The sequence below is a fragment of the Arcobacter sp. F2176 genome (genome assembly GCF_004116465.1).
GTDB classification, from domain to species: Bacteria; Campylobacterota; Campylobacteria; order Campylobacterales; family Arcobacteraceae; genus Arcobacter; species Arcobacter siniprincipis.
Genome location: NZ_PDJV01000020.1, coordinates 1 through 24,113 on the forward strand (window position 1 = coordinate 1; position 24,113 = coordinate 24,113).

The window sequence follows — 24,113 nt, forward strand, 5'->3', positions numbered from 1 at the left end:
AATATATTAATTTCTTCTTCATTATGTAAGATTTTATCTATTGTAACTACTAATTCACTACGCTGAAAATCATCTTTTCCATATATAAGTGAAGATAAATTATTAATAGTTTTAAATATTTCTATGTTTTCTTGATCATTATAGCTATACGGAACTCTTGCTTTTCCATCTATAAACCACAACAATGATTCTTTTTCGAGCTCTTCCCTAGTAAGACTACTTTTTATGCTTAATTCTTTACCTGAAGATAACTTCCTAATTTTTTTTTTACCTTTGAGAAAGAGATCTATAGTTTCACTATCCAATTTAAAATTTAATTTGCTATGAAGAAGTATATTTGAAAGTTTTTGCGCTTTTAAATTCTTAAATGTATACGGAATATCTTTTTCAAAGCTATTGTTTTTATATAAAGAGAGCTTTTTATATAAGTCATTAATTAATTCATATTGGTAGTTATGTAACATGCTTATTTCTTACTTCTCCATAATTTTTGCCTAATAAAGTATTTAAATTTATTTTTAACTGGTAAATAACATCGTCATGATTACATTGCCATATCTTTTCTAATGTATTTACAATATTAATCGCTTCCCACGGATATATAGTTTTATTTTTAACTGCTGTAAAAGGGCCATCTGACTCTGGTAAGATTCTATTTTTAGGTATTCTGCTTATTAAAGATATCCCTTTTTTACTGTTACACATTATTGGGTTTATACTAAACCAGCATCCAAGACTAATGGCTTCTTCTAGTTCTTTTATCTTTCCAGAGAACCAATGTAAAATAGGTGTTCCACAGTTTTTATGATTCTTTAATAAAGTTAATACCTCTGATTCTGCTCCACGAGAGTGAATACTAATAAATTTCCCATTTTGTATCTCACACTCTTCTAGTACTCTCTTAAAAATACTTGTTTGGAGAGGTAAAGACTTAGAAAACCTTGTGCTTCCATCAATCCCTACTTCACCAACAAAATTAGTATTTTTAATACAATCTATTAACAAGTCTACTTCATTAGCCTTAGCTTCAGCAATTTCAGGATGTAACCCTACTGATACATGAATATTTTCATACTTCTCAAAGACTTTTGATGTTGCTAACCATGCTTTTGGACTTGTTGTTACTGCTAATGTAAATATATTAATCTTATTAACTTTATCAATTATTTGTAAAGCATCAGGATATAAATCAAGATGTGTATGCATATCAATCATAATACTTCATGTTCCTCTAACAATTTACCTAACTCTGTTAAGCCTCTCTCAACTACTCCAACATACTTATGTCTATCATTAGTAGATGAGAAAGATAAAGCACCACAAATAATTCGTTCAATACCTTTATTTTGATATTTTACATATGCAGATGCTACAGCGTTGACGTCGTTAGGTCCTTGTGTTTTACTAAATCCATTATTATTTAAATCTCTATATTTATATATAGTAAAATCTGCTATTCCTGCTTTTAAAAAAGCAGCTCTTCTTACCATACAAGGCACACAGCGTCCACAATGAGTACGTCCATGTGTTAAATATTTACCACAGCTTGTTGTACTACATACTAACGATTGAACTAAATCTTGATTTTTACATTCTTGTAGCATTTCACCTTTTGTTTTGAATTGATAAGGAGTTACTATCTTTGCATTGATTCCTAAGTTATTCCAAATGTCTTGAATTAATCCTAAAAATACTGGATGTGTTGTTTTAGTACTAAGACTTCCTAGTCTTCCTGAGTTTAATGCAATATTAAGACTAATAAAACCATTCTCAGGTACATATATATCTACTGTACTTGTTTTCCATTTACTTAATGTAGTTGCTGCTAAAAGAGCATATCCCAAAAATATTATTGAACGACCTCTTGTAGATGATTCATTTCTGCCACTTAAACTTATAGGATTCTTCCATCGAAAGTGTTGTTGAGATGGTGCTAATTGACGTGTAAATGCTTTTTGTTTTTCAACATCTCCTTTTGCTTCTTGAGAAACAAAACAAGGCTTAAGTCCATTCGTAATTAAATCAATTGCACCAATTAAACTATCCATTCCACCTGAGAGTAAAGATACGCAATCTACATCAATTTCTATGGGTATAATTGATGTAGGAGCTTGTACCCCATTATTAACAAATTCAAATTTCCATATATCTCCAGTTAAAAATCTAAAAGCTTTTTCTAGTGATTTATATTGTGATCTCCACGGTTCTGGATTACATAAATAGACTTTTAGTTCTATTTGTCTTGTCCAACCATCTTCACTTTTTTCTCTTTCACAACTTAAATCTGAAGCAGCTACGGATAAAGCAATTGTCACAAAATCCCAAACTAAATTTGATGGTGCTATGTTATCTCTTTTTAAAGCTCGTAACCAATCATTAGAAATAAAACTTATATTAGGACGGCCACTGTTTGAATATAAAGAAAAATATTTCGTATTACTATCTAATATAGTTGGTAGTTCATTTACTGGTGCACAAATTACTTTCATTATAGTTCTCCTTCAAAAACGATAAAAGTGCTTTCTAAGGCTAGTTGAGTTACAGCATTTAATTTACTAATATCAGGATGTTTATCAGAAGATTTATATTGTTGTAACTGAGCTGAAATTTCAGACTTAAGATAATCCCTCATTTCATCTACTCTTTGAACCATCTCCTTTGGGCTAAGTGTTCTTTCCAATAATTGACCAATATCCAACTGAAGTCTATTAGAAGCTTCATATGCTAGAAAACCTTCTATTAAATCCCAGCTCTCATCATCTCCTAAATTCAATAATTCTATATCTGGATTTTGTTCTAACAAATCTGACATAGCATTAGCCATTGAATCTTTAATGGATTCTTCATCTATTATTCCACCTTCACTTGTAACTCTATCAATAATTGCATCTATTACTTCATTAGCACTTGGAGACTTAGACATAAGATTTTGTGCCCAGTCTTTAATATCAGGTAATGTATTGTCTTTAACATCTCTTAAAAATGATACCAATCCAGAAACAGAACTTGTAGAAGCTCTCATCCTTTTAGCTACATTAGATGCACCACCCATTCCTTTTTTAGAATAGTGTCCTACTGCTTTTTTAAATGAGTTTTGACTTCCACTTCTAGCAAATTCACCAAGATTTTTTCTTGCTGTCCCAAACCTTGCTATTGGGGCTAATACTACCGGTTCTTGAATACTAGGTTGTTCTGTAGTTATTCCATTCTCTTGTTCAGAACTAGAATCAGAATCTATTGGTACAGTTATATCACTATTAATATCATCAAGCCAAGGTGGATCCATTGATATACCTGATACTGGTCCTGTACTAGAAGTTGATGTACCCATTACTGTCCTCCAAATTTATGATTAATTGCTTTTTGAGTACTTTTAGGTGTTTCTGTATCTTTTGACCATTCCAGGAGAGTACTTTTTGCCCACTCTTCATTAGAGAGTAATGGGACAAAAGAAGCTAATCGTTTTGATGAAGGTATCTCTTCTAATAAATCAGTAAGTGAACTACCTAAAGAAGGATAAGCTCTAATTACATGTAAAACACCTTGAAGTGAATTACCATTCCATTCTTGAGCTCTTAGTTTTCTCTTTAAGCGAATTAAAATTTGATTAGCTTCCATTTCATGAAGTGATTTAATTTTAGTTACTAATGTTGCTTGACTTGATTTTACTACAAGCAATGCATCATAAATTTCTTTTGCCTCTTGAGATAATTCATCAACACTGGAAAGAGAAACAATTGTATCTTTACTAAGGTGTAGTAAAGGTCTTAAATCAACACCTGATAATAAAGGAGTTATTTGTAACCACTCTTCTATAAATGGATCTTTCCAGCTTTGGTCTGGTGATTCATAATCTTCACCACTTTTAAGTTTTTCTTCTATTTCTATTAAAAAATCTACTTTCCCATCATCACTTTCAGAAACTTTTTTAGCAAGAAATTCAAATGCACGTGGAGATGCACAACGCTCAAATAGTTGTAATTTAACAAGCTCTTCAAAAGCTATTCCTATACCTTGTGTATTCGCAATAGTTTCTCTAATTATTAAATTGTTCAAAAAACGTTTTATTAATCTAGGGTTTCCAGCCAATTGTTCTACAGTAGCCATAATATGAGCTAATTGTTCTGCTATATCTATTTGCTTTTCAAGTGAATTACTAGACGCACCAAATGCTTCGTTTATAGCCTGTTCTTTCAATCCCCCTAACCAAGGTTTTTTAACTGTCTCTAAAATTTTTTCTCTTGCTTCATCTAAAACTTCTTGTGTAATAACAGCTTTTTTAACGGCTTGTTCTGCAAATAAAAGAATTAAATATGCTTTAACTTCACTTACTCCTAATCTTGGAACTCGTAAAGGGACTTGAATCAATTTATCAAAATAGCTTGTTACTAATTCATCATCTATTTGAATTTTAGAAAAATGTGAACGGACAGCACTTCTAATCATTTTTTCATCTGCTGCAATAATAAAAGAAGTTCGTGGTAAAAATAGAAGAAGCCTCATAGCTTCAAGAGTTGAAATAGCAGTATCTGGCATACAACGATCAAGATCATCTACCAATACTACTAATTTTATATTTAGACCTTCTAGTATTTCTTCAAAGGCTTGTCTTAAACTTGATATCTCTTTAGGTAAGGATGTTATTTCTTCCTCTTTTAGAATACTTTTCAATTCAGGTTCAAGTCCTTTATATGCTTCTTGTGCTTTTACTAATTCTTCTTGACTGGGTAAATCAGCACCTTTAAATAAGCCTCCAAAAGCACCAACTGCTGCTCCAATAGGTCCTCCTATTGCCCCTCCAAGTATTGCTCCTGAGGCTACTGGTGCACCTAATTTTAAAACTTTAAACCTCTGATACAGATTGTAATAAAGCCATTTTAGCATCATCAAAGCCTTGATAAAGCCATGCATTAAATTCTAGAAATAAGTACTTTTGTTCAGCTTGTTCTCCTTCATTTAATGATTTTCCAATCATTTTAACAAGTGAAGACTTTCCACTCCCCCAGCTTCCTGAAATACCTATAGATAAAGGTTCATTCCCTGAATCACGAATTAACTGTGCAGCTGTATCTGCTACTACACCAAAATTTAGCAAATCATTAGTTGTTTCAATATCATTCCACACATTTACATCCTTATATTTATTATAATTTTTCAAACCTTATAAAGTTACTATTTGTATACTCATTTACAATACCATTAAAAAAGTTATTAAAATTCAATTCTAACTAAAGTTAATTTCCTCTTTATATTCATTAATATGCTCTATTAATTTTGTTGTCAAACTGCCATTCTCTAATTGTAAATTCTTAATATTACCAACGACAATAAGTTTGCTCTTAGATCTAGAAACAGCAACATTAATAACATTAGGTTGTGCCTTATTAATCATATAAGTATCAGAAGTAGATGTATTATTTATACCAACTGTAGTTGAAAAATAAATAGTTTCTTTTTCAGATCCTTGAAATTTATGTACAGTTCCAAAAGTTATCTTATTATTCCAACCTTTACTTTTTAATAAATCATACAAAATATTCTCTTGTTTACTATATGGAGTAATAATTCCAATATTTTTTAGCTGTGTATCAATACAAATATCTTTTTCTAGCTTTTCTTCAATATCATTAATAATAAGTTGTGCTTCATCTCTGTTATATCTACTTTTACCATCTCTTTTTGCTGTAAATTCATGATTTATAGAATCTAAATGAATTTGATTTTCTTCATCTTTTATTCTTGGAATCATATAGTTATTATAGTAGTTCTCATTACAATACTTGATAATACTTTCTTTACATCTAAAGTGTTCTAATAACCATAAGTCTCCATCTAAATCAATCTTATTCATTGGATTTTTTATGGATACAGCTTTATTTGCAATTTTCATCGCATTTGAAGTATTAATTGCATAATAGTCTAAAACTCTTTGTTTATCTTCATTATTATCAAAATATCTATTAATCAAATAGTCATATATTCTTTTATTTTCAGAAAATGGATAAACGGGCTCTATTTGCTTTTCATCTCCAAATAAGAAAACCTTTTTTCCAGCTAGTAAATTAATCATATATGGAGAAAGAATCATCCCCGCTTCATCAACAAAAAGATGTTCTATTAAAGATTCAGGGACTGTATTGTCATCATTTATTGCAAACATTGTTCCAAAAGAATGACATGTAGTATTTAATAAGGGAAATAATACACTACATCTTTTTAATATAGAAAGCTTATCTGAACTTATAGTCTTGCTTCCTTGTGCAACATTCCAATATTTTGGGTTGTCCTCATTTACTCTTAACATAAATGTTGTATTATCGATGGTTACATTCTTAAAAGTAATAATTGTTACTACTTCACTTTGAGTTAGTGGTCTGCCAATTTTTTTAACAGTATTATTTATAAAGGTTGAACCACAACTAGAACAATAATATTCTATTTTATCATCATTTCTATTTGCTCGTTTTAGGTCTCTTTTCCCACATTTATGATTAAAACATCTATTAACTTTATTCTCTTTTACAATTTCTAATTCTCTTATTACATCATAAAGTAATAATCCCTCTAAGATATGTAATGAATAAAACATAGCTTTTGTTCTTAGATTAAAATCACTACCTACAAAGTCTTTTTCTAATCGTAGAGAAAATTCATCATAAAACTCTATATCAATATTTGAAAAACTTTCTACTAGTTTTTTGAATGCAATAATTTTTTTATATGCCTCTTTATGATTGAGATTATGGAGTTGAAATAAAACTGTTGCTTCATCATATTTATTTTCATAATCCTGTATCTTTTTTATAAAATCATTTCTTATAGTTTCAGAACTTTTTTCAGACTGTTCAATAATTGTATTAGTAATAATATTTTTTTCGTCCATTAATCTTTTTGACTTAACTTTATAAACTTTTGATTCATTATCAATCTTAACTTCAATATCTTCCATAATCTTTTTTACTTGACTATCATAATTTTGTGAAACATCTTCAAGTTGTTTATCTTTTTCTTTTGTGAAAATATTTTTTATCTTTGGTATAAAAGAGTCAAATCTCTTTAAGATTTTATCTGTTTCCTTATCTCTTTTTTCTTTTAGTTTGTTTAGTCCTTCTTCTAATGAAGTACTAAAAATACCAACTTTTTTAGTAAATTCATTAGATAAATTGTCTATTTGTTCTTCTAAATATTTACAGTCTTCACTAATGCTATTATCACTATCCTCTTTAATCTTTTTTATCGCACGTTCTGAGTCTTCATGCAAAGAATCAATTTTATTCTGAATTGAATTATATTTTTTAAAAAAAAGATTTATTTTAGTATTTAAGTGATTACAATAACTATCAAACTGTATTCTATTTTGTATTATGAAATCTTCGCTATTTTGAAACCGTTGAATTTGAGATAAAAGTGCTTTAAATATTTTATAATTATTATTTATAAAAAAATTATCGGCTTTTTCCTCTATTTGTGATTGAATAGTATTTAGTTCCAAAAATAAATACTCTAAAGCAAGCTCAAGAGATTGTTTCCTAAATTCTAAAATATTTTCCTTAGGAATTTTAAAACCTAAATCAAGTATGTTAAAATTCTCTAAAAATTTAGATATTATATTAATATTATCTGAAGCAACTGCATCTATAATTGATGATAAGTTATCCCAACTTATTACTGTTTCCTTAGGATTATCAATATTTACATTTCCCCAGCTCTTAAATAATGGAGAATAAATATTAGCTTCGTTTATCGTTATTGTTTTAAATTTATTATCTTCATAATAACTTATTGGAGCATTAATCCATCTTTTATATAATACTTTAGAAGTATCATCAATATCACCTCTTCCCTTTATCTTTTCAAGAACTTCATTTATACCAGATGCAATATTCTCAAGGGCTTTATTATTAGTTGAGAATGAAATTATTGGTGTAGAAAAATTTATATCACCTGTTTTCAAAAAATCACTATAAGTTCTTATTGCATTACTAACAATAATATCTCCAATAATTGCTCTTAGTAATGATGTTTTACCTGTACCGGGAGGACCATTTACTGGTATAACATTCAAGTGTGATTTACATGCATTTAAACAATACTTTTGTGATATTGTTAAATCATGCTCTTCTGTTAATGCGCCTAAATGACTTCTCGATAATTCAATAATTTTATCATAGTCTAAAAGAAGTTCTTTTTTTAAATCTCTATCCTTAATATCTAAAGATACAGGTGAATATTTTTCTTCAGAACCTGATAAGAAATAATATAAAAGATTAGAATCATTAAAAGAATTGTCTTTTATATTTTGTTCAAAAGATTCATATGTTTTTAAAAGTCCATTAATATTTGACTTATCATCTTGATTAGACTCAACTTTAACTATAATATGAGGGTTAAACATCAATTTTATTTTCTTTTCAACAATATCATCTTTTTCTTTTGATATTTGTTGCTCTTTATATAATTTTTCAAAAGAGTAAACTAACCCTTTATTTAACCTCTCAAAATCACATTTTTCAAGAGGTAGATTTTCATCAAGCCAAGTATTTATTGCCTTTATTAAAATATCCTTCATTTGTTCAAAATTATCAATCCTAAGTCCTCTATTTTCTCTCTCAAGTTCATTAAGTAACTTCGATGTTAAATCATGATCAACTAATTCGAATGGTTCTAATATTAATAAAGGATTAAATATTAATTCTTCACCATTAAAAATATTTTCATCAAAGTTATTATTTTCATAGTTTTCAATGATTTTTGAAATATTATCTAAAGACTGAACTTTTATAAAAAAAGGATTAATATAAAAATCATTAATTTGAAGCATTGCCGGAGAATAATATAATGTAAATTCATCTTGAAATTCTTTTTTATTCTTTTTACTACTATTTAATTTATCAAGTAGCATAAAACAATATTCTTTTGCTAACTCAAATGTATACTCATCTTTAATACCAAATATTAAATATTCAAGATTATCTTTTAAATCACTGTTAGATTGAATAAAATATTCTTTTTTAAATTTATGTTTAATTAACTCTGTAACTTCTAAAGTTCTTTTATAATAATTTATAAGATCGATAAAAAAAGATTGTTCATTTTTCAATAAAATTCCTATACAATAATATCTAATCATTCTATCTTAATAATATTTAATATAAATTTAGTTACATTAAAATTACTTTTATGAAATAAATAACAGTTTACAACACTTACTCTACACAATTAAAATATTCATTAAATTTTTAGAAAAACCATACAAAGTTTTATAGCAAAATAAAAATCATTTCAATAATATTGAGACATAAAAAATATTATTCAAAAAGGAAATAAGATGACAAAATTTATAAGAATACAAGAAGTAATGAAAAAAACAGGTATTGCAAGAAGTACTTTATGGCTATGGGTAAATGAGAAAAAATTTCCTCAACCTATAAAATTAAGTCCTAGAATTACAGTATGGGAGGAAGAAAAAATCGAAAATTGGATGAAAGAAAAATTATAAAAAATTTTATGCTATAATTATTATTATGAAAAAAGAAGAAATAAATAAAACAAACATTTTAAATTATTTGAAAGAACATTATATTGAGTTTAAAAATAAATATGATGTAGAACAAATAGGACTATTTGGAAGCTACGCAAGAAATGATGCGTCAAAAGATAGTGACATTGATATTTATGTAAAAATGAAACCATCGCTATTTGATTTAATTGCAATTAAAGAGCAAATAGAAAATGATTTAAATAAAAAAGTTGATATTATAAGAGAACATAAAAATATAAAACCTCTTTTTTTAGAAATGATTAAAAAAGATATTATATATGTCTAACCAAACAGAAATGATATTGTCTACTCTTGATGATATTATTTATTCTCTAAAATTAATCCAAAAAAGGTCTAAAAATATAAATTCTAGTGACGACTTTATAAAAGATGAAGATGGTATTGAAAAACTTGATAGTATCTCAATGAGATTAGTAGCTATTGGAGAAGGATTTAAAAATATAGATAAATTATCTAACACTCTACTAATTGATTATCCAACTATTCCATGGAAACAAGTCAAAGGAATAAGAGATATTTTATCTCATCACTATTTTGATTTAGATGCAGAGGTAATTTTTAATATTTGTAAAAATGAATTAAACGAATTATTAGATATAAGTTTGCAGATACAAAAAGACTTAAGAAAATAATCTTAGGGTACTTTTTAGGGGTATTTTTAGAATTTAATCTCTCAAAGTCCGATATAGATTCAACTTTGAGTGACCACATCCCAGCAAAAATATAAAAATCAGTCCTTTGAAGTTCTATTTTTACCTTCGTGTTTTGACACATACATTAACTTATCTATTCTTTCATATATAGAAGCTGGGGTATCATTTTCTCTTACTTGTGTAATTCCTATACTTATAGTAACTTTTTTATTTTCAACTAAATTCATATTAGATACATCGACTCTAATTTTTTCAATAACAACAAGAGCTTCTTCAAGTAATGTTTTAGGGAAAAGTATTACAAATTCTTCTCCTCCTACTCTAAAAATAAAATCTGTTTTTCTTATATGCTGTTTTATATATTTTGTCATATCAATTAGTACTCTATCACCAATATCATGTCCAAATGTATCATTTATATATTTAAAATCATCTATATCATACATAGCAATACAAAATTCATTTTTATATCTATAGTATAAATCAAACTTCTCTTCTATTCTTTCATTAAATGCTTTTCTGTTAAAAATATTTGTAAGTTCATCATGATAAGCTTCTTTTTTTAACTTTTCATGTGCTTCATGGAGTTCTGTTATATCTCTACATATTGCTAATATCCCCTCTTTTTTTGTTTTCTTATATTTAAAAGGTATTACTTTTGATTGAAGAATTATTTTTTTATTTTCATATATTACACACTCATGATTTATCTGTATTGAATTTAAATTAATAGCTTCCATGTCCCTTTTTCTAAATAATTTGGCATATTCTTTAGAAAAAAGTTCAAAATCATTTTTCCCTATTATTTCAGGTTTCTTTTTGCCAACAAACTTTTCAAAGCTTTTGTTACAGCCTAAGTATCTAAACTTATTATCTTTGTATAATATAAAATCGTCTGTAGCATCTATTACTGTTTGCAATTGTTCTTTTAACTGTTTATTTTTCTTTAATATAAAAAGTACAATTAGAAATACTATTATAATAAAAAATAAGATTATAAAAAATAGTTTTTGTTTTGCAGGAGAGATTTCTAGATTCATTGTTTTATGTGGATTTTCATCATATATAAAAGAATCAATATCTATATCATTTTTTACTAAACCAAATAATTTAAATACATTAAAAATACTTTGTAATTTTTTATTACTTATATCACCTATATCTGTATTGTTTGCATATGCTAATTTTTCTAAAATCTCACCTTCTTTTATAAGATGAATATATGATTTATTTTGAGAATTATATTTTTTATATATTATTTCTGCAGTTTCTGCTTTGTGTTCAAAGGCATATTTCCAGCCTTTTATACTTGCTTCATAAAAATCCTTTGTTATTTTCGGATTATTTATTATAAATGAATTAGAAGTAAAAAGAATGTCACTATAAAAATCAAATCCATAATCTTTTGGTTTAAAAATTTTATATTTAATCTCTTTTTCATCTAAGTTGATTGGTTCATTTGATAAGTATGATGCCATAGCATCTGTATTTCTTGAGATTAAATCATCTAATTTGAAGGAATGCCTTTGGATTGTAAAATCATTTTTATTTAATCCATTAGCACTTAGCATTGCAAGAAGAGATGCTGAAAAGGCAGCATCTGGTGTAATCATGATTTTTTTATCTTTTAAATCACGAACACTAACTATGTGGGAATCTTTTCTTACCAAAAGCATCAAAGGTGACTCTTGAAATATAGCACCTAAAGCAACTACATCTTCACCTTTTGCTTTTTCAATTAATAAAGAAGACCGCCCTATTGCAAAATCAGCTTTTTTGGTCTTAATTGAGTTTACTAAATCAGTATTAAAAGTGTACTCTTTTATATCAACATCTAGGCCTACATCTTTATAAAAGCCTTTTTCTTTTGCAACATAATAACCTGCAAATTGAAACTGATTTAACCAGTTTAACTGAAGAGTTACTTTTTTATACTCATCAGCAAATAATAAAATTGGTAAAATAATAAATAAAAATAGTGCCTTTTTCATTAACAGCCCTTTTAATAATTATATTATAGTAGCCTTTTTATTATTATTATTTATTTACATAAAAAAAGTAATTAATCTTTTTGAACTCTTGGTCTTCTTTGTCTATTTGATCTGCTATCAGTTCTTGATTGACTAGGTTTTGAAGAAGCAAATTTTGAGTTACTAGAAGACTCTTTAAATTTTTTACCTTCGTTACTTAGCTTTCCTTTTGGAGAAGATGATTTTTCACTTCTTTTTGGCTCATCACTATTTCTGAAAGGTTTTTTATCTCTTCTTCTATTATTTTCACTTGAAAACTCTTTTTTAGGTGTACTTCGTGAATTTGAGTTATTTCTGCCCTTATTTCTACCATTATTAATTGGTTCTGCTTTTATACTAGGATCTACTTCAAAACCTTCTATTAAAACTTTTTTTATAGAAGTTTTGATAAGTTTTTCGATTCCTCTTAAATAATCATGTTCATCAATACATACTAAAGATACAGCTTGACCTTCATTTCCAGCTCTTCCTGTTCTTCCGATTCTATGAACATAATCTTCAGCAACATTTGGTAATTCGAAATTAACCACATGTGGAAGTTGGTCAATATCTATTCCCCTTGCTGCAATATCAGTTGCCACAAGTACTCTTACAGCTCCTGCTTTAAAGTCAGCCAAAGCTTTTGTTCTAGCACCTTGAGATTTATTCCCATGAATTGCAGTTGCACTTATTCCATCACTTTCTAAATGTTGGCTAAGTTTGTTTGCACCATGTTTTGTTCTAGTAAAGACAAGTACTTGTCTCCAATCACCCTCTTTTATAAGTTTAGATAAAAGTATTTTCTTTTTCTCTTTATCTACTAAATGTATTACTTGAGATACCATTTCAGATGAAGTATTTCTTCTAGCTACTTCGATTAATTTTGGTTTATTTAATATTCCATCAGATAATTTTTTAATCTCATCAGAAAATGTTGCAGAGAATAAAAGATTTTGTCTATGTTCTGGTAAAAGTGCAAGTACTTTTCTTATATCTCTTATAAATCCCATATCTAACATTCTATCTGCTTCATCAAGGATAAAATGTTCAACATGTGAGATATCTATTGTTTTTTGTTCAATATGGTCTAACAGTCTTCCAGGCGTTGCAATAACTATATCAACTCCTTTTCTAATAAGTGCTTTTTGTGGATTTATTCCAACTCCACCAAAAATAACTGCAGTTTTTAATGGAAGATATTTCCCATAATCATCAACACTTTGAGCAACTTGAGCTGCTAATTCTCGTGTTGGTATTAAAATTAAAGCTCTAATTTCTGGCTTAGTACTTTTTGATTCTTTACTGCTTAATATTTGTAATAGTGGAAGTGTAAATCCAGCAGTTTTACCAGTACCCGTTTGAGCACCTGCTAAAACATCGTGTTTTTCTAAAATAATAGGAATAGCCTGTTCTTGAATAGGACTTGGTTTTGTATAACCTTTATCCTGAATTGCTTTTAATAATGGTTCAATTAAACCAAGTTCTTTAAATGTCATAAATGCCTTTTGTAAATATATGTTGTTTTGCTGATTGGTTTTTCGTAAGGATTACTAGAAACGAAGAGTAATATATTTTTTTGTGATTATAGCATATATATTTGAATATTACTCAAATATGTATTAATCATTTATTCTTCTACCTTTGTTAGGAAGTAGATTTTTTCTTTTTTGGATTTTTTTTACTTATTATTTTAAATTTATCAATCTCTTTTTTAATAGTTATAAATTTTCTATAATTTGTTTTTGTCTTTTCTATAAAAAACTTGATATAATCAAAGTACTTATACAATAGAATAAATTATTTCAATAAAAGGCAAATATATGGGGAATATTGATCAAATTATAATATTAATACTTACACTAGTATCAGCAATACTTACGTGGAAGATGGTCTTTGATTTTTATAAAACAAAAATTCATAAAGTAATTACTCACCTTATTGCAGTTATTACTGCTTCATTTATGCTTTTATCTACCACTATTTTATTTATAAATCAAGATTATCAAAGGGGAAGTAATGAACCACAAATGGTGTTAAGTTTTTCTTCAGTTGGTATTTTATTTATCATGTTATTAATTTTATACATATTTTTTAGATATATCCCTTCGAGAAAATAAATGTTTTTTTTAATACCAGAGGATAAAAGAGTTTTAATATTTTATATATTAGTAATAATATGTGGAGTTTTTCTGGACTACTTAGGGATTATTGCTACTGAAAAATTTATTGGTATAGTAATGCTTGCAGGGATTTTATTTTTTGTTATAAGAACTCTTATTTTTGGTTATTGTACAAAGAATTGTGATGAAGAAAAAAAAGAAGAGGAAAATAAATAAAATATTAATTGATAACAAGTATCAATATTAACATTACTTTAAGTTTACTTCCAATACAATTTTAATAATTATTATCAATAAGTACTATTTATTTGAAAATATAAATTAAAACTAAGGAAGTATTATGAGTGTTTTAGTTATTGGCGGGGATAAAATATCTACTATAATATCTACGTTAGAAGATTTAGGAGCAAGTTCTATTAGGCATTGGGATGCAAGAAAAAAATCATCTGCACCAAAGAAAAAAATTCCACAAGATACTGATTGTATTATCATGCTTACATCATTTTTAAATCATAATGTTATGCACAAATATAAAAATATTGCAAAAAAACAAAATATACCATATATTTGTACAAAGCACTCTTCTAATTGTGTTTATGATGAATATAAAAAAATGATTGATTCAAATAATTGTGGAGATTGCGATTTAAATTGCAATAAAAGAAAAAATGAAAATTATTAAAAAATTTCAAAAAATAAAAGAAGCTATTAAGCATAACTTGTATTTACAATCAGTGGAATAATATTTAAGGATTTATCCTTAAATATTATTGACAATCACTGCATTTACCTAAAAGTTGCATAACATGGTTTGTAATTACAAAACCCTTTTCTTTTGCTATTTTAGTCTGTCTTTTTTCTATCTCTTCATCCATAAACTCAACTATTTTTCCACAAGAAACACATATTAAATGGTCATGATGATTTTTAGTATTTGATTCGTATTTTTTACCATCTGTTCCAAATGTGATTGATGTTATTAAATGAACTTCTTCTAAAAATGATAAAGATCTATATACAGTTGCTATTCCAATATTTGAATCAGGATTAGCATTTTTAACTTCATTGTAAATTTCTTCAGCAGTCAAATGGCCTTTTGCATTTAAAAGTACTTCAAGAACGATTTCTCTTTGTTCAGTGTATTTAAGGCCTTTTTGCTTTACAATTTTTTTAAGTTCTTCTTTTATATCTTCAAACTCTTCATTATTATTATTATTCATTAATTATTCCTTTTGATTTAAACATAATAGTATAACAAATAAAAGTAAAAAAATCAAAGAAAAGTAATTGATAATTAGAATCACTTAAGTTTTTATTTATATATTGTGGAGTAAAATTATAATCTTATAATTAACTTATAAAAAAAATCTAATATAAAGAGAAAAAATGAATTTAAGTGAATTAAAAAAAGGTGAATGTGGAGAAATAATAAAAGTATCTGCAAATCAAATATTAAAATCTAGGTTAAACTCTTTTGGAATAACAAAAGGTGCAAAAATATATGTTATTGAGCAAACAATGTCAAAAAATACGATTGAAATCAGACTTAATAATACAAAAATTGCATTAAGAACAAACGAAGCAAAAACTATCGAAATAGAGAGAAGAATATGCGAAATATAAATGAAAATAAACTAATCAAAATAGCCCTTGTAGGGCAACCAAATGTTGGAAAATCGATGCTTATAAATTCTATTTCCAATTCAAAACTAAGAGTGGGAAATTTCTCAGGAGTAACTGTTGAAAAAAAACAAATAGAATTTCAATATGAAGATTATCTTTTTCAAATTACAGATTTACCAGGTTCATACTCTTTAAATGACTACACAATTGAAGAAAAAGTTACAAAGAACTACCTTGAAAAAGGTGATTATGATATTATATTAAATGTTTTAGACTCTACAAATCTAGAAAGGAATCTCTATTTAACAACTGAATTATTAGCTTTAGATAAAAAAATGGTTATTGCTTTAAATATGAGTGATGAAGCAGATAATGAAGGTATATCAATAAATGAAAATCAATTGGCAAAAATCATAGGGAAGCCTTGTGTAAAAACATCTGCTAAAAATAAAACAGGTATTGACACTCTAATAAATACTATGATTCAAAAATACAATTCTTCTAAATTTGAATCAAAACTAATTTTTTCAAATGTAATGGAAGAAGAAATCTCAAATATAAAAAGACTTTTAAGCGAAAAAAAATATACAAATGATGTTGACTATAGAGAAATTGCAATTAAACTATTGCAAGAAGATAAAAAGACATATCTAAAATTTCATGATGAGCCAATTTGGACAGAATTACAGCCTGTATTAAAAGAAGCTTTAGAACATATATATTTACACTACAATACAAAAGATTTAGATGAAATTTTTGCAGACGAAAAGAACTCTTTTGCAAGAGGTGCAGCACAAGAAGTTGTAAGTACTAAAAAAATCTATGGCAAAGACTTAAGTTCAAAAATTGATGCTATTTTAATAAATAAGGTTTTAGGTATTCCTATCTTTTTATTTTTTATGTGGGGACTTTTTCAACTAACTTTCGTAATTGGTAATATTCCAATGGATATGATTGATTCATTCTTTGCTTCCCTTGTAGATGGAACAAAAAATATTTTAGGAGATAATGAGCTATCTTCATTAATAGCAGATGGGGCAATAGCTGGAGTTGGGGCAGTAATATTATTTGTACCAAATATTGTAATTTTATTTTTTGGTATTGCTTTACTTGAAACTACTGGGTACATGAGTAGAGTTGCATTTTTACTTGATGGTTTTTTTCATAAATTTGGACTTCATGGAAAATCATTTATCCCTTTAGTTTCTGGATTTGGATGTTCAGTTCCTGCATATATGGCAGCAAGAACACTTAAAAATGACAGGGACAGACTATTAACTTTATTTGTTATTGGGTTCATGTCTTGTGGAGCTAGACTTCCAATATATGTACTTTTTACAGGAGCATTCTTTTCAGGTGATAGTGCAGGAAATATTTTATTTTTAATATATATTACAGGAGCTATTCTTGGACTTATAGCTGCAAAAGTACTTAAAATAACAGTTTTCAAAAGTGAAGATGAACCTTTTGTAATGGAAATGCCAAAATATAGACTTCCTACACTTAAACTTATTTGGCACACAGTTTCAAATCAAGCTTTAATGTACTTAAAAAAAGCGGGAACATATATTTTAGCTGCTTCAATTTTGATTTGGTTTGCTTCAAATTATCCAAAGAACCATGAATATACTCAAGAAATCAATGCAAAAATAGAACAAACTTTGGATGAAGCAAAAAAACAAGAGTTGCAAAATGAAATTGTTCAATATAATTTAGAAAATTCTTATTTAGGAATTGTTGGTAAATTTTCTCAACCATTATTTGCACCTCTAGGCTTTGATTGGAGAATGACAGTTGCCTTAGAAACTGGACTTGCTGCAAAAGAAATAGTTGTTTCTACTTTAGGTATTTTATATGGTCTAGGAGATCAATTAACAGAAGAGAGTGATACATTACTTGATAAAATTAAAAATAATATACCAATTACTTCAGCACTTTCATTTATTATGTTTGTAATGATTTATATACCTTGTTTAGCGGCATCAATGGTTTTTGCAAGGGAAGCAGGTGGATGGAAGTATCTAGTTTATCTTTTTATTTTCACAACAGGAACAGCGTGGGTTTTATCTTTCATAACTTATAATATTGCAAGAATAGTTACATAATTATGTAGCTATTCTTCTTCTAAAACTTCAAAAGTAGTATTAAATACTTGGTCTTTATCTGTTACTCTAAAATTCCAAATACCTACTTCTCTACCACTTAGATATCTAAAATCATAAACAGAACCATGACCTGAAGGTAAAAGTACATTTCTAGTTCTAGAAATCTCACCATCTGGATTAATCCACTCAACTTTTACAAACTTATCTTCTGTTGATCGTTGTGTCATATATTTACAAATAATTGAGTTCTCTTCTTTTATTACTAAGCAATCAACTTCACTTCCTGCAGAATCACTTCCAAAACAAGATGAAAGTGCTAAAAGTGCAGTTAAAAATAATTTTTTCATAAGTATCCTTAAAATAATTGAACAAAAGTGATTTTATTATACCTTATATTTATTCCAAATAGTCTCTTCTTCTAAAGAGGCTCTATTTTCTAGTACTTCAAAAGGGGTATATGCTTCTTTGTAACCCATAGAAAAATGATCTTTTATCCAATAACCTAAATAGATATAAGGGATTTTTAATTGTTTTGCAACTTTTATTTGAGCTAATATTGAAAATTTGCCAATAGATAATTTTTCATAATCATGGTCATAAAAACAATAAATAGAAGATATAGATTTATCTAAAATATCAGTTAAAGCTACACCAATTAATTTATCATCTCTCATATACAAAAACTCTTTTGTATATGAAGTTTTACCATCAATATAAGATCTACTATATTCTATTGGTTCTATTGGTGCATAAGGCCATGATTTTTTATCATTCATAAACTTATGATACTTATCATATAAATTTAGATGATCTACAGAAATTGAAGGAGGTTGAATATAAACTTTTGTATCTTTATTTTTTGCCATTACCCTTTTTTCTGATTTAGAGAATTTATAATTTGCAACATCAATTCTGATACTTATACACTTAGTACAATTCTTGCACTCTGGAACAAAGTGCATTCTACCAAATCTTCTCCATCCATGCTCAAGCATGTTTTGGTAATCTTCTGGCGTGCAGTTTTTTAAGTATCTATATCTTATATCAGATATTTCATTGTCAAAATAAGAACAATCTTTATTATTCTCTACAAACTCTAATTCATCATCTATCAATTGCATTATTACTCGTTTATTTTTTCTTTTATCTCTTTTGCTATTGCAGTTATTCTTTGGATTTTTTCGTTATTACTTAAACTATCATCTATAAGATGTTTAACAAAAGCAGATCCAACTATTACACCATCAACATTCTTTGCTTTTGCTTTTGCAGTTTTTTCATCTACCCCAAATCCAATAAATAAGGGAGTCTTCGTATACTTTCTAACATTATCAATAATATCACTTAAGTCCTCTTCTACTCCACTTCCAGTAATACCTGCATAAGCTACCATATAAACAAACTCTTTAGAATGTTCAACAACTTTTTTAATTCTATTTTCACTATGAGTTGGAGCTACAAAAGAGATTAAAGCTTGTTCATAATGACTAGCTAATTTATTATATTTTAAACTCTCTTCAAAAGGAAAATCAGGAACAATAGCGCCTTTTACTCCAAACTCTTGTGCTTTAGCAAAAAACTTTTCTATTCCATAATGATAAAAAGGATTAGCATAACCCATCCACAATGTTTTCATCTCAGGAGCAATTTTACTTGAAACTTCAAATAAATCTTTTAATTTAAAACCATTTTTTAGTGCTATTAAATTTGCTTTTTCAATTACTGGACCATCAGCTACTGGATCAGTAAAAGGAATACCTAACTCTAAAATATCAACACCTGCATCTTTCATATTAAAAGCTAAATCTACTGTAAAATTGTTTTCAGGCAATGATGCTGTAATATATCCAACAAGTTTTTTCAAAATATAATCCTAATAAAATATTAATTTTTAATTATTCTATCCAATTTTTTCTTGAAGAGATATGAGAATAGGCTCTACAATGAATTTTAAAATGAATTTTTTAATAAAAATATTGTTTTTTAGTTTTTCAAAAAAAGGATATTTTAGATACAATATTTACCTATAAATATTAAGGGTTATTCAGTGAGTATTATAAAAAATGAATTCGAAAAAATGAATATTAGTAAGATAAAAAAAGCAAAAAATGTAAAAAAACTTACAATGATTACGGCTTATGATGCATTATTTGCAAAACTATTTGAAGAGATTGCAGATATTATTTTAGTGGGTGATAGTTTAAATATGAGTTTTGCTGGTAAACCAGACACTTTATCTGCTACCTTAGAACAAATGATTTACCATACAAATGCAGTATGCAATGGTGCTAAAGAAGCTTTTGTTGTAATAGATATGCCCTTTGGAACTTACATAAATAAAGATGAAGCACTTAAAAATGCAGTAAAAGTTTACCAAGAAACAAATGCTGCAGCTGTAAAAATAGAAGGTGGAGAAGATAGAGCAGATATAGTTTCACATCTTACATCTAATTCTATAGCAGTTATGGGACATATTGGTCTTATGCCCCAATATGTAAGAAGTGAAGGTGGATACAAAGTAAGAGGTAAAACACAAGAAGATAAAGAACAACTACTTCGTGATGCAATTGCAATTGAAAAAGCGGGTGCTTTTTGTATCGTAATTGAAGGGGTTATGAGTGATGTTGCCCAAGAAATTACAAAAGCTGTTTCAATCCCAACTATTGGAATAGGAGCAGGAAAAGAGACTGATGGACAAGTTTTAGTTTGGTCAGATATGTTAGGATTTTTTGAAGAATTTAAACCAAAATTTGTAAGACACTATTTAGATGGTGCAACACTTGTAAAAGATGCTGTTTCAAATTATAAATCAGATGTTCAGAACAAAACTTTCCCAAGTAAAGAAGAGGAATACTAATAGTGGATGATAGATTAGTAAATGTAGAACAAATATCTTTTGAAGATGAAAAAGTTGAAGTAAATTTACGCCCCTCATCATGGGATGATTATATTGGTCAAGAAAAAATTAAAAAAAATCTAAGAGTTTTTATAGATGCAAGTAGAAAAAGAGGTGAAGCCTTAGATCATATCTTATTTTATGGACCTCCTGGACTTGGGAAAACTACACTTTCATACCTAATCTCAAATGAGATGGACTCAAACATAAAAATAACAGCTGGTCCTATGATTGAAAAATCAGGAGATTTAGCTGCAATTTTAACAAACCTTGAAGAAGGTGATATTTTATTTATCGATGAAATTCATCGTTTAAGTCCTGCAGTTGAAGAGATACTTTATCCAGCGATGGAGGATTATCGATTAGATATTATTATTGGAAGTGGACCAGCCGCTCAAACTGTAAAAATAGACTTACCAAGATTTACACTTATTGGTGCTACTACAAGAGCTGGTATGCTTTCAAATCCTTTAAGAGAAAGATTTGGTATGCACTTTAGAATGCAGTTTTATACTCATCCTGAACTATCTAAAATCATTCAAAAAGCAGGAACAAAACTTGATAAAGAGTGTGAAAAAGATGCAAGTTTGGAAATTGCAAGAAGAAGTAGAGGAACACCTAGAATTGCCCTTAGACTTTTAAGACGTGTAAGGGATTTTGCAGAAGTAGAAAATGAACAAGTAATCAAATTAAAAAGATGTGAATATGCTCTAAATGAATTAGGAGTAAATGAAACAGGCTTTGATGAAATGGATATAAATTTACTAGAACTGCTTGTCACAAATAGAGGAAGACCAATGGGACTTTCTACAATTGCTGCTGCTTTGAGTGAAGATGAAGGAACAATTGAAGATGCTATTGAACCATATTTATTAGCAAATGGATATATTGAAAGAACCGCAAGAGGAAGAGTTGCAAGTGTAAAAACCTATGAACTTTTTAGACTCACAGCTCCTATTACAGAGGCTAAACTATTTTGAAACCACAATATTTTTTAATTTTAATTGGAGCTATAACTCTTTATTTTTTACTTGAACTATTTGATCCATTTTTAAAAGCAATGTCTGTTGCACTACTGCTTGCAGTTGCTACCAATACTTTTAGTACTAATGTATCGATTAAAATTAAAAATAAATTTTTATCTTCAACTTTGATGACAATTATTTTAACCTTTGTATTCTTTATTCCACTTTTATATTGTGTATTCTCATTTGCTACACTAATAAATAATATTGACCAACAAGCTTTATCTAAAATGCTAACAAAATTTGAATCTTGGGTTGCACTGTTACCAAATGATTTTTTAATAATAAAAGAACAACTAATGGAAGCAATAAGTAAAATCAACATTAAAGAATTTATAGAAAGTCTACTTTCTTTTGGAGCATATTTAGGTAAAAACTCTGCAAAGTTTATAATTGATATGATTATGATATTAATATTTTATTTCTTCTTTAACTTTTATTCATTTGAACTATCAAGTTATTTGAAAAGTCTTTTGCCTTTGAAAAAAGAAGATGCTAGTGCACTATTTTTTGAATCCTCAACTGTAATGAGTGTGGTATTATATTCTGTATTAGCAACTGCCATATTAGAAGGGTTTTTATTTGGTATTTTTATTACATTTTTTGGATATGATGGAATTTTACTTGGAGTATTATATGGATTTGCTTCTTTGATTCCAGTAGTTGGTGGGTTGATTATGTGGCTTCCAATAGCTTTATATGAAGGATTTACTGTATCCCTTACAAATGGTCTAATAATAGCTATATATTCAGTTGTAGCAATAGCAATTGTTGCAGATACATTTGTAAAACCAGTTATAATAAAATATATTAATTTAAAAGTTGTAAAAACAAAAGCAAACATAAATGAGTTATTAATCTTTTTCTCTATTCTTGCAGGATTATCAACTTTTGGTTTTTGGGGAATGATTATAGGACCAGCTATGGTTAGTTTTTTTATCTCAATAGTACAACTATTAAAGAAATTTTCAATTGATTCTAAAATAAAAGATATAAACTCTTTGGATAGTACAATTTAAGAAAATTTCATTATACTTTTTTGTATAAATTCATCAAATTCATTGCCAATAGATACAGTTTTATCAACTTCTAACCAAGATAAATCTTTAAGATAAGCTAACTCTATAGGTAAATGAACAATATTATTATTTGAGAGATTGAACTCTTTTAATCTTTTCAAACTATCTAAGCTATGTGGTAAATTAATTAAACAATTATTTGACAACCATAACTCTTTTAAATTTGTTAGTTTTGATATCTCGTTAGGAATAGTTTTTAAGTTATTTGAATAAAGCCATAAATCAGTCAATTCACTTAAATTCCCAATACTGCAAGGAAGTCTTTCCAATCTATTTTCATATAACCATAATACTTTTAATTTTTTCAATTCACCTATGCTTTCAGGTAATTCAACTAAATAATTATGATTTACAAGTAACTCTGTAAGATTTATTAAATTTCCTATATCACTTGGTAAAGATTCTAATTTATTATCAAAAATACTCAAAGAATCTAATTTTTCTAACTCACAGATGCTAGTTGGTAATATCCTTAATTCATTTCCTAATAAATTCAATTTTATTAAGTTTTTCAATTGTCCAATTTTACTAGGCAATGAAGTAATAGAATTCTCAAAAAGTGTTAAAACTTCTAAGTTTTTTAATTCACAAATTTCATCTGGTAATCTAGACAAATTATTTTTTGATAAACTTAGTTCAACCAACATTTGTAAATTATTAATCTCTCTGGGAATAAACCTTAATCTATTTTTGTATAAATGTAATTTCTTTAGTTTAGTTAAATTACATATTTCTTTTGGAAGATAAGTCAAATTATATTTTGAGAGATTTAATTCTTCTAAATTTAATAAAGTCTGTTTATCCCGTGGAAGTCCCCTTGGATATTTATTATTAAAACCCTTTTCAATGAAATGTAACTCATCAATTTTATTTTCATCTGCCCAATCAAATATTCTAGTTATCCATGAGTCGTCTATTAAAACATCAATGGGATTATTCAATATCTTTTGAGTATAAGATATAAGTGTTTTGCTTTTATAAAGCTCCATATATGAGGAGTTGTTTCTAATTATTAGTCCTGCTCTACTAGTCATTTTTACT

The 24,113-nt window shown here is 27.4% G+C and carries 25 protein-coding genes; 11 read left to right on the plus strand and 14 right to left on the minus strand.

Annotated elements, in window-relative coordinates; genetic code table 11:
- From CRU95_RS13760 to CRU95_RS13790, 7 genes are all read right to left on the minus strand, one after another.
- A partial coding sequence (locus CRU95_RS13760) for a hypothetical protein (RefSeq protein ID WP_164969794.1) occupies window positions 1-464 on the minus strand: 464 nt, incomplete at its 3' end.
- Window positions 454-1,215: a Qat anti-phage system TatD family nuclease QatD gene (gene qatD / locus CRU95_RS13765; RefSeq protein WP_129101696.1), complete on the minus strand. Its 762-nt coding sequence runs from the start codon at window positions 1,213-1,215 to the stop codon at window positions 454-456. The genes qatD and CRU95_RS13760, both read right to left, overlap by 11 nt.
- Window positions 1,212-2,489, minus strand: a complete 1,278-nt coding sequence (gene qatC / locus CRU95_RS13770) for a Qat anti-phage system QueC-like protein QatC (RefSeq protein ID WP_129101697.1) — start codon at window positions 2,487-2,489, stop codon at window positions 1,212-1,214. The genes qatD and qatC overlap by 4 nt, the downstream gene beginning before the upstream one ends.
- Window positions 2,489-3,331, minus strand: coding sequence for a Qat anti-phage system associated protein QatB (gene qatB, locus CRU95_RS13775; RefSeq protein ID WP_129101698.1), 843 nt, complete (start codon window positions 3,329-3,331; stop codon window positions 2,489-2,491). The genes qatC and qatB overlap by 1 nt, the downstream gene beginning before the upstream one ends.
- Window positions 3,331-4,884 (minus strand): P-loop NTPase fold protein, encoded by a 1,554-nt coding sequence (locus CRU95_RS13780; RefSeq protein ID WP_164969795.1) that lies wholly within the window; start codon window positions 4,882-4,884, stop codon window positions 3,331-3,333. The genes qatB and CRU95_RS13780 overlap by 1 nt, the downstream gene beginning before the upstream one ends.
- Complete coding sequence (locus CRU95_RS13785) at window positions 4,844-5,125, minus strand: P-loop NTPase fold protein (RefSeq protein ID WP_164969796.1); 282 nt, start codon at window positions 5,123-5,125, stop codon at window positions 4,844-4,846. Before CRU95_RS13785 ends, CRU95_RS13780 begins: the two co-directional genes overlap by 41 nt.
- A gap of 99 nt (window positions 5,126-5,224) precedes the next feature.
- The gene (locus CRU95_RS13790) at window positions 5,225-9,100 is read right to left on the minus strand and encodes an AAA domain-containing protein (protein WP_164969797.1); all 3,876 of its coding nucleotides are present in this window, start codon (window positions 9,098-9,100) and stop codon (window positions 5,225-5,227) included.
- 228 nt (window positions 9,101-9,328) lie between these two features.
- Between CRU95_RS13790 and CRU95_RS13795 the strand changes: the two genes are divergently transcribed.
- The 3 genes from CRU95_RS13795 to CRU95_RS13805 are packed head-to-tail and all read left to right on the plus strand — an operon-like array spanning window position 9,329 to window position 10,194.
- On the plus strand, window positions 9,329-9,499 hold the full coding sequence (locus tag CRU95_RS13795; protein WP_129101702.1) for an AlpA family transcriptional regulator: 171 nt from the start codon (window positions 9,329-9,331) through the stop codon (window positions 9,497-9,499).
- Window positions 9,500-9,524: 25 nt separating this feature from the next.
- Window positions 9,525-9,827, plus strand: coding sequence for a nucleotidyltransferase family protein (locus CRU95_RS13800; RefSeq protein WP_129101703.1), 303 nt, complete (start codon window positions 9,525-9,527; stop codon window positions 9,825-9,827).
- Entirely contained in the window at window positions 9,820-10,194 is a 375-nt protein-coding gene (locus CRU95_RS13805) for a DUF86 domain-containing protein (protein ID WP_129101704.1), read from the plus strand. Before CRU95_RS13800 ends, CRU95_RS13805 begins: the two co-directional genes overlap by 8 nt.
- A gap of 98 nt (window positions 10,195-10,292) precedes the next feature.
- On the opposite strand, the gene CRU95_RS13810 is transcribed toward CRU95_RS13805, so the two are convergent.
- A complete protein-coding gene (locus tag CRU95_RS13810) occupies window positions 10,293-12,206 on the minus strand; it encodes a GGDEF domain-containing protein (RefSeq protein WP_129101705.1) in 1,914 nt (637 codons plus the stop codon).
- Window positions 12,207-12,277: 71 nt separating this feature from the next.
- The gene (locus tag CRU95_RS13815) at window positions 12,278-13,720 is read right to left on the minus strand and encodes a DEAD/DEAH box helicase (RefSeq protein WP_129101706.1); all 1,443 of its coding nucleotides are present in this window, start codon (window positions 13,718-13,720) and stop codon (window positions 12,278-12,280) included.
- A 324-nt stretch (window positions 13,721-14,044) separates the two neighbouring features.
- Here CRU95_RS13815 and CRU95_RS13820 point away from each other — a divergent pair, with 324 nt between their 5' ends.
- From CRU95_RS13820 to CRU95_RS13830, 3 genes are all read left to right on the plus strand, one after another.
- Window positions 14,045-14,341 carry a hypothetical protein gene (locus CRU95_RS13820; protein WP_129101707.1) on the plus strand — a complete coding sequence of 99 codons (297 nt, stop codon included), beginning with the start codon at window positions 14,045-14,047 and terminating at the stop codon, window positions 14,339-14,341.
- Complete coding sequence (locus CRU95_RS13825) at window positions 14,342-14,560, plus strand: hypothetical protein (RefSeq protein WP_129101708.1); 219 nt, start codon at window positions 14,342-14,344, stop codon at window positions 14,558-14,560.
- 124 nt (window positions 14,561-14,684) lie between these two features.
- Window positions 14,685-15,026 carry a DUF2325 domain-containing protein gene (locus CRU95_RS13830; RefSeq protein WP_129101709.1) on the plus strand — a complete coding sequence of 114 codons (342 nt, stop codon included), beginning with the start codon at window positions 14,685-14,687 and terminating at the stop codon, window positions 15,024-15,026.
- An 85-nt stretch (window positions 15,027-15,111) separates the two neighbouring features.
- Here the strand turns inward: CRU95_RS13830 and CRU95_RS13835 are convergent, their stop codons facing one another.
- On the minus strand, window positions 15,112-15,564 hold the full coding sequence (locus tag CRU95_RS13835; protein ID WP_129101710.1) for a Fur family transcriptional regulator: 453 nt from the start codon (window positions 15,562-15,564) through the stop codon (window positions 15,112-15,114).
- 166 nt (window positions 15,565-15,730) lie between these two features.
- On the opposite strand from CRU95_RS13835, the gene CRU95_RS13840 reads away from it, so the two are divergent.
- Window positions 15,731-15,967, plus strand: coding sequence for a FeoA family protein (locus tag CRU95_RS13840; protein WP_129101711.1), 237 nt, complete (start codon window positions 15,731-15,733; stop codon window positions 15,965-15,967).
- Window positions 15,955-18,072 carry a ferrous iron transport protein B gene (feoB, locus tag CRU95_RS13845; RefSeq protein ID WP_129101712.1) on the plus strand — a complete coding sequence of 706 codons (2,118 nt, stop codon included), beginning with the start codon at window positions 15,955-15,957 and terminating at the stop codon, window positions 18,070-18,072. The genes CRU95_RS13840 and feoB overlap by 13 nt, the downstream gene beginning before the upstream one ends.
- 8 nt (window positions 18,073-18,080) lie before the next feature.
- Here feoB and CRU95_RS13850 read toward each other — a convergent pair whose 3' ends face one another.
- Genes CRU95_RS13850 through trpA form a run of 3 tightly spaced genes read right to left on the minus strand, consistent with a single transcriptional unit; the run spans window position 18,081 to window position 19,936 of the window.
- Window positions 18,081-18,419, minus strand: a complete 339-nt coding sequence (locus CRU95_RS13850) for a hypothetical protein (protein ID WP_129101713.1) — start codon at window positions 18,417-18,419, stop codon at window positions 18,081-18,083.
- 36 nt (window positions 18,420-18,455) lie between these two features.
- On the minus strand, window positions 18,456-19,193 hold the full coding sequence (locus tag CRU95_RS13855) for an arginyltransferase (RefSeq protein ID WP_129101714.1): 738 nt from the start codon (window positions 19,191-19,193) through the stop codon (window positions 18,456-18,458).
- 2 nt (window positions 19,194-19,195) lie between these two features.
- Window positions 19,196-19,936: a tryptophan synthase subunit alpha gene (gene trpA, locus CRU95_RS13860; protein WP_129101715.1), complete on the minus strand. Its 741-nt coding sequence runs from the start codon at window positions 19,934-19,936 to the stop codon at window positions 19,196-19,198.
- Between the two features lie 183 nt (window positions 19,937-20,119).
- Here trpA and panB point away from each other — a divergent pair, with 183 nt between their 5' ends.
- The 3 genes from panB to CRU95_RS13875 are packed head-to-tail and all read left to right on the plus strand — an operon-like array spanning window position 20,120 to window position 23,012.
- Window positions 20,120-20,929: a 3-methyl-2-oxobutanoate hydroxymethyltransferase gene (panB, locus tag CRU95_RS13865; RefSeq protein WP_129101716.1), complete on the plus strand. Its 810-nt coding sequence runs from the start codon at window positions 20,120-20,122 to the stop codon at window positions 20,927-20,929.
- Window positions 20,930-20,931: 2 nt separating this feature from the next.
- Window positions 20,932-21,948 carry a Holliday junction branch migration DNA helicase RuvB gene (gene ruvB / locus CRU95_RS13870; RefSeq protein WP_129101717.1) on the plus strand — a complete coding sequence of 339 codons (1,017 nt, stop codon included), beginning with the start codon at window positions 20,932-20,934 and terminating at the stop codon, window positions 21,946-21,948.
- A complete protein-coding gene (locus CRU95_RS13875; protein WP_129101718.1) occupies window positions 21,945-23,012 on the plus strand; it encodes an AI-2E family transporter in 1,068 nt (355 codons plus the stop codon). The genes ruvB and CRU95_RS13875 overlap by 4 nt, the downstream gene beginning before the upstream one ends.
- On the opposite strand, the gene CRU95_RS13880 is transcribed toward CRU95_RS13875, so the two are convergent.
- Entirely contained in the window at window positions 23,009-24,106 is a 1,098-nt protein-coding gene (locus CRU95_RS13880; RefSeq protein ID WP_129101719.1) for a leucine-rich repeat domain-containing protein, read from the minus strand. The genes CRU95_RS13875 and CRU95_RS13880 overlap by 4 nt on opposite strands.
- Window positions 24,107-24,113: the final 7 nt, after the last annotated feature.